The sequence below is a fragment of the Acinetobacter sp. YH12151 genome (assembly GCF_013418355.1).
Taxonomy (GTDB): Bacteria; Pseudomonadota; Gammaproteobacteria; order Pseudomonadales; family Moraxellaceae; genus Acinetobacter; species Acinetobacter pseudolwoffii.
In genome coordinates this window covers 38,634-50,683 of sequence record NZ_VPCG01000003.1, presented here as the reverse complement: position 1 = coordinate 50,683, position 12,050 = coordinate 38,634, and the positions used below count along the sequence as shown (strand labels likewise).

Annotated in this window: 11 protein-coding genes; 7 read left to right on the top strand and 4 right to left on the bottom strand. The window is 44.6% G+C overall.

What is annotated here, in order from left to right; genetic code table 11:
- Window positions 1-190: 190 nt before the first annotated feature.
- Complete coding sequence (locus tag FTU82_RS02055) at window positions 191-688, bottom strand: hypothetical protein (RefSeq protein WP_180001299.1); 498 nt, start codon at window positions 686-688, stop codon at window positions 191-193.
- A 103-nt stretch (window positions 689-791) separates the two neighbouring features.
- Here FTU82_RS02055 and FTU82_RS02050 point away from each other — a divergent pair, with 103 nt between their 5' ends.
- From FTU82_RS02050 to dapC, 5 genes are all read left to right on the top strand, one after another.
- Window positions 792-1,544 carry an AzlC family ABC transporter permease gene (locus FTU82_RS02050; protein ID WP_159138591.1) on the top strand — a complete coding sequence of 251 codons (753 nt, stop codon included), beginning with the start codon at window positions 792-794 and terminating at the stop codon, window positions 1,542-1,544.
- Window positions 1,541-1,888 (top strand): L-valine transporter subunit YgaH, encoded by a 348-nt coding sequence (gene ygaH, locus FTU82_RS02045; RefSeq protein WP_005097402.1) that lies wholly within the window; start codon window positions 1,541-1,543, stop codon window positions 1,886-1,888. Before FTU82_RS02050 ends, ygaH begins: the two co-directional genes overlap by 4 nt.
- A 356-nt stretch (window positions 1,889-2,244) precedes the next feature.
- Window positions 2,245-3,459 carry a formate-dependent phosphoribosylglycinamide formyltransferase gene (gene purT, locus FTU82_RS02040; RefSeq protein WP_180001300.1) on the top strand — a complete coding sequence of 405 codons (1,215 nt, stop codon included), beginning with the start codon at window positions 2,245-2,247 and terminating at the stop codon, window positions 3,457-3,459.
- 26 nt (window positions 3,460-3,485) lie between these two features.
- On the top strand, window positions 3,486-6,152 hold the full coding sequence (gene glnD / locus FTU82_RS02035) for a [protein-PII] uridylyltransferase (RefSeq protein ID WP_005097404.1): 2,667 nt from the start codon (window positions 3,486-3,488) through the stop codon (window positions 6,150-6,152).
- 23 nt (window positions 6,153-6,175) lie between these two features.
- Window positions 6,176-7,345, top strand: a complete 1,170-nt coding sequence (dapC, locus tag FTU82_RS02030) for a succinyldiaminopimelate transaminase (RefSeq protein ID WP_180085461.1) — start codon at window positions 6,176-6,178, stop codon at window positions 7,343-7,345.
- Window positions 7,346-7,447: 102 nt separating this feature from the next.
- Here dapC and FTU82_RS02025 read toward each other — a convergent pair whose 3' ends face one another.
- Both FTU82_RS02025 and msrB read right to left on the bottom strand, forming a co-directional pair.
- Window positions 7,448-7,924, bottom strand: a complete 477-nt coding sequence (locus FTU82_RS02025) for a glutathione peroxidase (protein WP_100328997.1) — start codon at window positions 7,922-7,924, stop codon at window positions 7,448-7,450.
- Window positions 7,921-8,340, bottom strand: a complete 420-nt coding sequence (msrB, locus tag FTU82_RS02020; protein WP_004645533.1) for a peptide-methionine (R)-S-oxide reductase MsrB — start codon at window positions 8,338-8,340, stop codon at window positions 7,921-7,923. The genes FTU82_RS02025 and msrB overlap by 4 nt, the downstream gene beginning before the upstream one ends.
- 228 nt (window positions 8,341-8,568) lie before the next feature.
- Between msrB and FTU82_RS02015 the strand changes: the two genes are divergently transcribed.
- Both FTU82_RS02015 and FTU82_RS02010 read left to right on the top strand, forming a co-directional pair.
- Window positions 8,569-9,999 (top strand): pyridoxal phosphate-dependent aminotransferase, encoded by a 1,431-nt coding sequence (locus FTU82_RS02015; protein ID WP_180085459.1) that lies wholly within the window; start codon window positions 8,569-8,571, stop codon window positions 9,997-9,999.
- Window positions 10,000-10,212: 213 nt separating this feature from the next.
- Window positions 10,213-11,424, top strand: coding sequence for a YbfB/YjiJ family MFS transporter (locus FTU82_RS02010; protein WP_180085457.1), 1,212 nt, complete (start codon window positions 10,213-10,215; stop codon window positions 11,422-11,424).
- Here FTU82_RS02010 and FTU82_RS02005 read toward each other — a convergent pair.
- Window positions 11,403-11,963, bottom strand: coding sequence for a M23 family metallopeptidase (locus FTU82_RS02005; RefSeq protein WP_180085455.1), 561 nt, complete (start codon window positions 11,961-11,963; stop codon window positions 11,403-11,405). The genes FTU82_RS02010 and FTU82_RS02005 overlap by 22 nt on opposite strands.
- Between the last annotated feature and the right edge of the window lie 87 nt (window positions 11,964-12,050).

The following is a 12,050-nucleotide window of genomic DNA, read 5'->3' as shown; positions in this document are numbered from 1 at the left end:
GGAGATCGATCATGTCTACACCTATTCTGATTAAACGCATAATTGGCAGCACACTCCTGATCTGTGGTGTATTTGTGATTTTATTAGAACATGTGTGGATACCCTCTTTTTAGAGTCTTGCTGTTGTCTCATCCTAAAAAAGCCAGTCTGAATGACTGGCTTTTATGCTTATAACTAAATGGCTAAAGGTTTATTGCATATTAGCAATCGCGGTGCCTTTTTGTTTGGGATCAGTATTTCCCAATTCAGGATTATCAATCGCATTCTGACATTGCAGTTTATCCCGCTCATAATCCGCCTGCTTTTGTTCCAGACTGCTGCCATTATCGATCACGGTACGCGCCCAGATTTCCAGACTGGTTAAGGCTTTACGACACAGAGCATATTTACCTTCAGTCACCGAATCGGTCATTTTGACATTAATACGCCAGTCTGTGCTCAGCTTACGTGCCGGTTGACGCACCTGGGTTTCCAGCTGATCCACTTCTTTATTATAAACCAGTGGATCGACTTTATTGATCAGTTGCCATGCCTCATTGGCATAGGTGGTCGCATCATTCGTCAGTTTAGGTGCCGGTTTAATTTCTGGCTTATCAGTCGATTGACTGTCATTCCCACACGCTTGTAACAACAATGCAGTGCTCATTAAAGCAGCTGTCAGCATCGTACGTGTCTTGAACATCCACATATCAGGCTCGCCAATTTAAACATTTCGGCACTATGCTATTAAATTCACGTAGAATACACAATCTTCATTTGACCCATCGTTCAACTCTCCTTCAAGGTGTGTCGTGTCTGAACAGAATCAACTCGCTACGCAACCTGCTGGCTTCTGGCAAGGTGCAAAAGATAGCCAAGCGATCATCTTCACTTATTTACCAGTGTCGTTTGCTTTTGGCGTTTCAGCCACTCAGTTTGGCTTTACGGCTTGGGAAGCGCTGTTTCTTTCCTGCTCGATGTATGCAGGTGCCAGCCAGTTCCTTGTGGTCGCACTTTTAGGCAGTGGCACATCTATCTGGATGACGGCATTAACGGTGATTGCCCTAGACATTCGGCATTTGCTCTATGGCCCTGCGCTGCAAAACCTGATTCAAGACCGGCTGAATTTAAAGAAAACCGCGATCTGGTCTTGGGGTCTGACCGATGAGGTTTTTGCTTCCGGCATGATCAAGCTCTCGCAACGGCGTCAGGAATGGTCTGAATCCTGGATGCTGGGTTTAAGCCTGTTTAGCTGGATGTCCTGGGCATTGGGATCTTTTCTCGGTGGTTTATTTGCCGATCAGGTCAGCAATCTGCCGCAATTCTTGCAAGCGGCTCTAGACTTCCTGTTACCTGCGCTGTTCCTGAGTTTCCTATTGGCTGCTTTTGAGAAGAAACATACTTTTGTTGTGGCTGTCACCATTCTGGTTTCTGCTGTGGCCTGTTACTTTATTGATCTGTCTGCCGCGATTTTCATTGGCATCAGTTCTGGTATTTTTGCCGGCCTGTTCAAGCACTATATCTTAAAACAGCCAGATCCTGAACATGCAGGAGATCAAGCATGAATCTAGAGATTATTCTGGTCGGCATTGTCGTCGGGATCGCCAATTTCGTCTCACGCTTCGGGCCTTTTTTTGTGATTCAGAAATTTCAGCAAGGCTCACAAAAACGCGGAGCATTGTGGCTAAAAATTGCCTTGGGTTCAATCGGCATTGCGGCAATCAGCTCCATGCTGGTAGTTGCTACCTTACCGCCATTATTAGAAACACCGAATAAAAGTATTGCGATGCTGGTCGGATTTATCGTACTCACTGCGCTTTACTTTAAATTCAAACGCATCGTGATGGCGACCCTGACCGCAGCACTGACCTATGGTCTGGTTTATACCTATGTGCCGATGACGTTTTAAGCTTGAACTGACTGATCAATCAAGATAAAGACTTATGCTTATGGAATAGTATAGGTCTTTATTATATAAAAATAATTAGCTGATCCCTATCATTTTTCCTGAAAGAAAAAGCTCAAATAAAATCATTTCCGTATTCTTTTATACTTTTTTAATACTCGACCAGTTGTAGATAGAAAAAAGCTATTGCCAAAACAGGATATACCGTCTTCAGATCAGTGACATGACAATTACGCCTTACTTACATCCAGAAAAACTTTATAAATAAAACTGTTGGACAATATCACAATTTTGTATGAATCTTGGCTTAACTGCCGGCTCAGTTCTGCTATGCTAAAAGTCCATAAAATCAAGCATGGATGACACACATGAGCGTGACTATTGGTACTCCCCTGCAAGCTTCTGCCTATAAAGTTCTATTATTGGGTTCTGGTGAACTGGGCAAGGAAGTGGTGATTTCACTACAACGTCTTGGGGTCGAAGTTCATGCTGCTGACCGTTATGAGCATGCACCTGCCATGCAAGTCGCGCATTATTCCTATACCTTGAATATGGCCGATGCTGAAGAATTAAAACAATTGATCCATCAAATCCAGCCACATTTAATCGTTCCTGAAATTGAAGCCATTGCCACACAAGTACTGGTTGATGTTGAAGAACAAAATATTGCGACCGTCATTCCTTCGGCTAAAGCGGTCAATCTGACCATGAACCGCGAAGGCATTCGCCGTCTGGCCGCAGAAGAACTGGGGCTGCCAACTTCAGCGTACCGATTTGCTGACAGTTTAGAGTCCTTCCGTGCTGCCTGTGATGATGTCGGCTATCCAAACTTTGTCAAGCCGGTCATGTCCTCTTCTGGCAAAGGCCAGTCTCGGGTAAAAAGCTTTGCAGAGGTAGACGCGGCTTGGGAATATGCGCAAACTGGTGGACGCGTCAATCAGGGTACGGTGATTGTCGAATCGCAAATTGACTTTGATTTTGAAATTACCTTATTGACTGTTCGTGCAAAAAATCCGGCAACCGGCGAGATCGAAACCTCTTATTGCGATCCGATCGGACATCGTCAGGACTCGGGCGATTATGTCGAAAGCTGGCAACCTCAGCCGATGACTCCAGCAGCGCTAGAGGAATCTAAGCGCATTGCCCACAAAGTCACCACAGCACTGGGTGGTTGCGGAATCTTTGGTGTAGAACTCTTTGTCAAAGGCGACCAAGTATGGTTTAGTGAGGTTTCTCCTCGTCCACACGATACCGGACTGGTAACACTTGCCTCTCAATTCCAAAGCGAATTTGAATTGCATGCACGTGCGATTTTAGGCCTGCCGGTCAATACCACACGGCATAGTGTGGCTGCCAGCGCGGTGATTTATGCCGGGGTAGATGATCGTAATCTTTCATTTTCTGGCCTGAATCTTGCTTTAGCAGACGGCAATACTGATTTGCGCCTGTTTGGCAAACCTGAAGGCTTCGAACGGCGTCGCATGGGCGTTGCGACTGCACGTGCTGAAAGCATTGAACAGGCACGCGAACTGGCACTTCAGGTCGCAAATCAAGTTAGCATTAATCAAAACTAAGCTGAAATACCAACGGACCACTGTTCATGATCAATACCTTACCTCTGCTGAATTACATTAAAAGTAACCATGACATTAAAGCCATCAATCAATGGCGTAGTGATGTCGAAAATCAGCTACAGGAGAGTTTTGAAAATGGACAGTCGATTCGGGATATTATTCTGGCACGTTCCAATCTGATTGATGAAGCACTGCAATTTCTCTGGAAATATGCCGAACTGGATCAAACCGATTTGGCCCTGTTTGCTGTCGGAGGTTATGGTCGCCGTGAAATGCTGCCTTATTCTGATGTCGACCTCATGATCCTGTCAGAAGACGAGATTAGTCCAGAGCAGGAACAGCTGATTTCTACCTTCATTTCATTACTCTGGGATGTCGGTAATTTCAAACCGGGGATCAGCGTGCGTACCATCAATGATTGTGTCAGTCAGGCCAGTAGTGATCTCACCGTTGCCACTACGCTAATCGAAGCACGCCTGATTATTGGCAATGAGAACCTGTGCAAATGGCCACGGCGCATCGTGTCACGCACCTGGACCGATAAAACCTTCTTTGATGCCAAAATGGATGAGCAGCATAAACGCTATGCTCAGCACAACAATACCGAAAGCAATCTGGAACCGGATATTAAAAATGCACCGGGCGGTATCCGCGACATCAACCAGATCGGCTGGATTGCCAAACGACATTTCCGCGTCAACCGGATTTATGATCTGGTACATCTGGGTTTTATTTCAGAATTTGAACTGGGTGTGCTCGAAGAAGCTGAAAGTTTTCTCTGGGAGATTCGCCATCACCTGCACCGCCTGACCAAGCGTGACGAAAACCGCTTATTGTTCGATTATCAGCGTGATATTGCGGCTAAATTCGGCTATGTGCGTGATGAGGCGCATCATCCGAACTATCCGATCGAACAGTTCATGAAGCGCTATTATCGCAGCGCACAGCAAGTCTCTACACTCAATGAAATGCTGTTGGCCTACTTCAATGAATCTGTGATTACCCCACGTTTACCGCAATATGAACGCCAGATTGAGGAAATTAATGAAAATTTCAAACTGGTCGATGGCAAGTTAGCAGTTCAGCATCACAAGATTTTCTCGGAAAATCCAAGCGCGATTCTGGAAATTTTCTACCTGTTGGCCAATCGTCCTGAAATTCAGGGCATTCGTGCGCGTACCTTACGCCTGCTGACCTTGGCAGGAAAACGCATTGATCAGGATTTTCGTGATAATCCGGTGCATCAGGCGCTGTTTATGGCGATTATCCGCTCACCGCATCGACTCTACGACACCCTGGTGACGATGAAGCGTTATGGCGTACTGGGTAATTACATCCCGGCCTTTGGGCAAATTCTGGGCCTGATGCAATATGACCTGTTCCATATCTATACGGTCGATGCACATACCTTATTGTTGCTACGCAATTTAAATCGCTTTAAAGCACCTGAATTTGCCAAGGAATTTCCTGTGGTCAGTTCAGTGTTCCAGCGCCTGACCCGTCGTGACATTGTATATCTGGCAGCTCTTTTTCATGATATTGCCAAAGGTCGTGGCGGTGATCATAGTGAGCTTGGAGCAGCCGATGCCATTAAATTCTGCCGTAGCCATGGCTTTACCGAACGCGAAAGTAATCTGGTGGCCTGGCTGATCCAGAATCATCTGGTGATGTCTGTGACTGCGCAGAAAAAAGATATTTCCGACCCGGATGTGGTCAAAGAATTCGCAGAAAAAATGGGCGATATGGAGCATCTGGATTATCTGTATACCCTGACAGTTGCGGATATCAATGCCACCAATCCCAAGCTCTGGAATACCTGGCGCGCATCCTTGATGCGTCAGCTCTATACGCAGGCGCGTGATGTGATCCGTTCTGGTCTCGGCCGTCCGGTCGATTATCAGATGCTGATTGAAGACACCAAGTTTGAAGCCAGTGAACGTCTGGTCGAGCATTTCTCGCTCTATGATGTTGAAAAAGTCTGGCAGGAACTGGGTGATGATTATTTCCTGAAAGAAACCGCGGATGAAATTGCCTGGCATACCCGCGCCATTTTACAACATGGCGATAATCCTGCACCTTTGGTGCTGATGCGGGCGCATCGAAAATATGCTCAGGATGCGGTACAGATCTTTATTTATACTCAGGATAAACCGAACCTGTTTGCGACCACAGTTGCCATTCTGGATCGTATGAATCTGGATGTTCAAGATGCGCGGATTATTACCGCGACCAAAGCTTTTAGTCTGGATACCTATGTGGTGCTGGATCGCTTTGGTACCTTACTCACCGACCCTGAACGGGAAGCCACCGTCATTGAAGCCCTGAAAGACGCTTTGAGCCATTCAGATGAATATCCGGGTCTGATGCAACGCCGCATTCCGCGTCAACTCCGTCATTTCGATATTGAAAATACAGTCGATATTACGATGAATGCGGCTCTGGATCAGAATATGGTCGAAATTGCGACTCTGGATCATCCTGGTTTACTTGCCAAAATTGGCGGTTTATTTATGATGCAAGGGCTGGATATCCACTCTGCCAAAATTGCCACACTTGGCGAACGTGCTGAAGATATTTTCTTTGTCACCAAAAAAAATGGCATCCCGATGAGCCCGACTGAGTCTCAAGAATTTGCAGCTGCACTCAAAGCTGCCCTGGATGAGGCTTCACATCAGGTCAGCGGTCAACACTAACACTCTGCTCGGTAACACATTTCATGAACTCTAGCTTGTCTTTATTGCACCCTTATCCCTTTGAAAAGTTAAATCGGCTTTTTGCGGATATCCAGCCTGCAAATATGCCATTAATTCCCCTGTCGATTGGCGAACCAAAGCATCCTGCACCGGAGTTTGTGAAACAAGCGATTATCGATAACTTTAAACATTTATCGACGTATCCAAACAGTAAAGGCCTGCCTGAGCTACGCGAAAGTATTGCTCAATGGCTGACGCGCCGTTTTAAGCTGAATAGCATCAGTGCAGACAGCAATATCCTGCCCGTTTCCGGTACACGTGAAGCAATTTTCTCTTTTGTACAAGCCTTGGTGAACCGAGAAGAGGCACCTTATGTGGTGATGCCGAACCCGTTCTACCAGATTTATGAAGGTGCGACGCTGCTCGCAGGTGCCAAACCTTATTTCATCAACTGTACTGAGGAAAATAATTACCTCGGTGACTTTGATGCCGTTCCGGCAGAAGTCTGGGAAAAAACGGCACTGTTATTTGTCTGTACTCCGGGCAATCCAACGGGTGCGGTGCTGTCTAAAGAACAGTTTAAAAAGCTGATTGCGCTGTCAGATCAATACAACTTTGTCATTGCTTCAGATGAATGCTATTCGGAGTTGTGGTTTGATCAGGCACCCGCGGGTTTACTGGAAGTCTGTGCTGAAATCGGCCGGGATGACTATAAAAACTGTGTGGTATTTCACTCGCTGTCTAAACGTTCTAATCTGCCGGGCATGCGTTCAGGTTTTGTCGCCGGTGACGCAACTTTACTAAAACCGTATTTGCAGTATCGTACTTATCACGGTGCAGCGATGCCGGTACAGCACCAACTGGCTTCTATTGCTGCCTGGAACGATGAAGCCCATGTGGAAGACAACCGGGTGCAATACCGCGCCAAATTTGATTTGTTCCAGCAAGAACTCGGTCACCTGCTGCCACTGAAAAAACCGGATGCCGGTTTCTACTACTGGCTCAAAGTCGACAATGATGAAGCCTTTGCCAAAATGCTGATGGAAAAAACCCATATTAAAGTTCTGCCGGGCCGTTATCTGTCTCGTAATACTGAACAAGGTAATCCGGGTGAAAATCATGTACGTCTAGCACTTGTGGCCGATCTGGCGCAATGTGAAGAAGTCATTCAACGCCTGAAAGCCATCCTCTAAGTTTTAATCAAAACTAAAAAACCCACTGGTTTAAAGTGGGTTTTTTACTTGAAATCAGATGAGTTCTATTTTTATCTCATACTGAGAAAATAACACAGAGTCTTACAACACTTTTGCAATTTCATCTTCAAGCTCTTCAGGCTTGGTGGTCGGAGCAAAACGGTTCAATACCTTGCCATCACGGCCGATCAGGAATTTGGTAAAATTCCATTTAATTCCATTGCCTAAAATACCTTTGGAATTATTGGTTAAATAGCGAAAAATGGCGTGCGCTTCAGGGCCTTTGACATCCACCTTGGAAAACATCGGGAAAGATACCCCGTAATTCTTCTGGCAAAATTCACCAATCTGTTCATTGGAACCCGGATCTTGACCACCAAACTGATTGCATGGAAATCCCAAAATTTCCAGACCTTGATCTTTATATTTTTCGTAAAGTTTTTCTAATCCTGAAAACTGTGGGGTAAAACCACACTTACTCGCTGTATTGACGATCAAAAGTACCTTGCCTTCGTAATCTGCAAGTGGCTTGCTTTTGCCATCTAACAATTCAGCTTCAAACTGATAAATGCTGGTCATGGATAGGTTTCCTCATCATTTTTTTCTTGTGTTTCTAAGTCCAAAGAAGCCGAGTTGACACAATAACGTAAGCCCGTCGGCTCTGGACCATCCGGGAAAACATGCCCTAAATGTGCGTCACAATGATGACAAACAATCTCAGTTCTGACCATTCCGTGTGAAGTATCAGGTAATTCTTCTACCACCGAACTGCTGACGGGACGGTAGAAACTTGGCCAGCCACAGCCGCTGTCATACTTGGTCTCAGACGAGAACAGTGGCGTGCCGCAGCAACGGCATACATAGGTGCCATCTTGCTTGGTATTCCAGTATTTTCCAGTAAATGCCGGCTCGGTTCCCTTCTCGCGCGTAATGCGAAACTCCTCAGGTGATAACTCTCTTTGCCATTCCCGGTCTGATTTATTGAGTTTTCCCATGATCACATACCTTTTTATCTTGCTATTTAAAATAGGATAATCCTATATTTACGTGATTCATTTTAAAAATTCTAGTCTTTATTCAACATTTTACAAAAGACATATAATGCCTAAAAAAGCAAAAAGAAAGCAAATATAAAAATAAAAGTAAGCAATTCTTACATTAAATGTTTTTTAGTGAGCAAATTTAATGGTATTCTTAGCTCTAAATTTGCTCAGGATTAAAAAATGTCGCAAAAAAAGAGCGTAATTTTTAAAAATCTGCTGCCTGTGATCAAACAATATCAGCAGCTTGGATTTACGCATGAAAAAATTGTTGCACTACTTCGAGATGAACATGATCTCGATCTAGTCACAACTGAGACATTTAAAAGTTATTTATATCGTTATGCAAAAGTGACCTCCACTCCTTCCGAGAACATCAAAATGCCGAACACTTTCCAAACCCCTCGCGAGATCAAGAAATCATCTAAGCTCGAGCATGTGTGCTACGACATTCGCGGACCTGTGTTACGAGCGGCCATCGAGATGGAAGAAGCCGGTCACAAAATTATCAAATTAAATATTGGCAACCCTGCCCCATTTGGGTTTGAAGCACCACAAGAAATTATCAATGATGTGGCTTTAAACCTGCCGAATGCGATTGGCTATACCGATTCCAAAGGGATTTTCCCGGCGCGTAAGGCAATCTGTCAGTATTATCAACAAAAAGGCATTCTGGATATGCACGTCAACGACGTTTATATCGGTAATGGTGTGTCTGAACTGATTGTTATGGCCATGCAAGGTCTGCTGGATGATGGCGATGAAATGCTGATTCCAATGCCAGATTATCCACTCTGGACAGCAGCAGTGAACCTGTCTGGCGGTACTGCGATTCACTATAAATGTGATGAAGAAAATCACTGGTATCCCGACATTGTCGATATGGAAAGTAAAATCACGCCAAATACCCGTGGTATTGTGATTATCAACCCGAATAACCCGACCGGTTCAGTTTATCCACGTCATGTGTTACAACAAATTGTCGACTTGGCCAAGAAATATGACCTGATTTTATTTGCTGATGAAATCTACGACAAAATTATCTACGATGGAATCGAGCATGTTGCTGTAGCAGCTCTGGCTGGCGATCAGCTCTGTGTTTCGTTTAACGGTTTATCTAAAGCCTATCGTATTGCTGGTTTTCGTTCCGGCTGGATGGCCATTACCGGCAATAAAGCACGTGCAGCAGACTATATTGAAGGTCTTGATATGCTGGCGTCGATGCGACTGTGCGCCAACCATCAGGCACAATATGCGATTCAGACTGCGCTGGGTGGTTACCAGTCTATTAATGACCTGATTCGTCCCGGTGGCCGTTTATATGAACAGCGTAATATTGCCTGGGAAATGCTGAACGAGATTCCAGGGGTATCTTGTGTCAAACCTGAAGGTGCGATGTACTGCTTCCCGAAACTGGATCCGAATGTGTATCCAATTCAGGACGATGAAAAACTAATGCTGGATTTGTTACGTGTAGAGAAAGTACTTCTGGTTCAAGGTACAGGCTTTAACTGGCCAACACCGGATCATTTTCGTGTGGTGTTCCTGCCGGCTGAAAATGAACTGCGTGAAGCCATCACTCGTGTTGGCCGTTTCCTGGCCAAGATGCGTTAATTCTTGAAATAGCCAATATAAAAAACCGCGTTGATACGCGGTTTTTTATTTCTCTAAACTTTTTTAGTTGTTATGACTTATCAAATTTTAAAAACCATACAAGCTTACTTGAGCAAATTTCTGCACTCAATGGTTTCTTCTCAGGCAATTTCCCCTCAATCATGAAGATTCATGTTATTTTTTGATCAAATATAAAATTCTATGAGTACATGGATGTCCTCAAACACAATGAAGCTCAGCCTGTTTCTCTGCCTTAGTATGTGCTTGGGCATTGGCATTCTTCGTTTCTCTTACACCGCGTTGTTACCGGGTACACGCGAAGCCTTTGGCTGGAGTACAGATTTTGCCAGCCTCTTAGGCAGTGCAAATTTACTGGGTTATTTGATCGGGGCATTTACTGCCATGCGCTTGCCTCAAGACCGCAGCATGAGTACCTATATTCAAATTTCAGCCTTCGCCGGCATGTTCAGCCTGATGTGCTGTGCATTTTCTGGTTTCTCTGAAGCGTGGTATATCGCTTGGCGAATCATTTCCGGAATCAGCGGTGGACTGATGATGATCTTATCGCCGAGTGTGGTCGCGCAGTGCTGTGAACTTCAGGATCGTCTTAAAATCAACTTTATTGGTTTTAGCGGGATTGGATTAGGCGTTTTAATTGCGACCCTGTTTCTGCCTTATCTGGATCAAATTTCCATACAGACAGCCTGGCTGATCTTATGTGGTTTTGCCCTGCTCATCTGTATCATTTTAAGTTTACTGATTCAGAAATTTAAGCCGTATTTGTCTGTACAAGCTCCTGCAGTTATCTCTACTCTATCTTTGAATAGCGTCTTTTATAGTTTACTGACAGTTTATGCTTGTAGTGCTTTCGCCTATATACCGCATTCATTATTCTGGATTGATTATTTAAGCCAGCAGTTGGAATTGAGCTTGTTCTGGATTAACTTCAACTGGATTCTTTATGGATTTGGTAGTGCTTTAGGTGCCTTCAGTGCTTATGCACTGGCCAGAAAATTCGGTAACTTTGCTGCCCTGAAAATTCTTTATAGTCTTTATATTGTGGCTATTTTTATTGCGACTCTAGAGGGCCAAGCATTGCTCACGTTGAGCTCTTCCTTTTTGACCGGCATGCTAAACCCTGCTGTGGTCTTCCTGACCTCTTATACCATTTTGCAACTGTATGGGCTGGCGTATAAAAAACTCTGGAGCATTGCCACCTTGTGTTTCGCCTCTGTTCAGCTGATTGGCGGACTCAGTTTTAGTGCGCTGCAATATTTTGGCTTGAGCTATCATCAACAGTTCATATTAGCTGCATTTGTTCTTTTATTAGGAACATTGCAATTATTCTGGTGTACCCGTCCTGCCAGATTCACTCCTGAAACACAACCCCATCCAGTTTCTGCTCAAGGAGAAGGCACGAAATAAGGATATGGATTGGTCGCCCCTTGCCCGCTCAGATAAATCCCGTAATGTAGATGTGGCGGAGTATTTTTGGCATTTCCAGTATTGCCGACATAGGCAATCACTTCGCCCGCTTCCACCCAGTCGCCTTCCTGAATATGCTCAGCATAATCATCCAGATGCGCATAGTAATGCTGACTCATATCAGGCCCTGTCACCCAGATAACTTTCCCGCCCAGATTATTGGTGCCAATTTTACGTACAATCCCTTGGGTGGCACTTAAGACAGGTGTGCCACGCTGAGCAAAAATATCTGTCCCTTCATGTTTACGGCCTGCACTGCGCGCGGCTCCCCACGTATCATTAATTTGACGGACTGTAATACCTTCGACCGGAATCTGTAACGGTGCTTCTAATTGAGTCTTTTTCAGTTGCCAATAAAGATAAGGACTTTTCCATCCTGCTGCTTCACCTGAAGGTGGTGGCTGACAGGCGGTCAAGACAAAGCATACAGATAAAATTAAGCTTAAAATCCGAAAAAATTTCACCAATATTATTCGCATTTATTTTAGAAAGATGGTTTTTATCTTAAGCAGAACAGCACAATTTAAAGTCGTAATCTTGTAATTTTTTGAATGATATTTTTATAA

Coding starts and splice junctions, on each gene's coding strand:
- ygaH (WP_005097402.1), top strand. CDS start 1,541: ATGAATCTAGAGATTATTCTGGTCGGCATTGTCGTCGGGATCGCCAAT.
- FTU82_RS02015 (WP_180085459.1), top strand. CDS start 8,569: ATGTCGCAAAAAAAGAGCGTAATTTTTAAAAATCTGCTGCCTGTGATC.
- FTU82_RS02005 (WP_180085455.1), bottom strand. CDS start 11,963: ATGCGAATAATATTGGTGAAATTTTTTCGGATTTTAAGCTTAATTTTA.
- glnD (WP_005097404.1), top strand. CDS start 3,486: ATGATCAATACCTTACCTCTGCTGAATTACATTAAAAGTAACCATGAC.
- FTU82_RS02025 (WP_100328997.1), bottom strand. CDS start 7,924: ATGACCAGCATTTATCAGTTTGAAGCTGAATTGTTAGATGGCAAAAGC.
- dapC (WP_180085461.1), top strand. CDS start 6,176: ATGAACTCTAGCTTGTCTTTATTGCACCCTTATCCCTTTGAAAAGTTA.
- FTU82_RS02055 (WP_180001299.1), bottom strand. CDS start 688: ATGTGGATGTTCAAGACACGTACGATGCTGACAGCTGCTTTAATGAGC.
- purT (WP_180001300.1), top strand. CDS start 2,245: ATGACACACATGAGCGTGACTATTGGTACTCCCCTGCAAGCTTCTGCC.
- msrB (WP_004645533.1), bottom strand. CDS start 8,340: ATGGGAAAACTCAATAAATCAGACCGGGAATGGCAAAGAGAGTTATCA.
- FTU82_RS02010 (WP_180085457.1), top strand. CDS start 10,213: ATGTCCTCAAACACAATGAAGCTCAGCCTGTTTCTCTGCCTTAGTATG.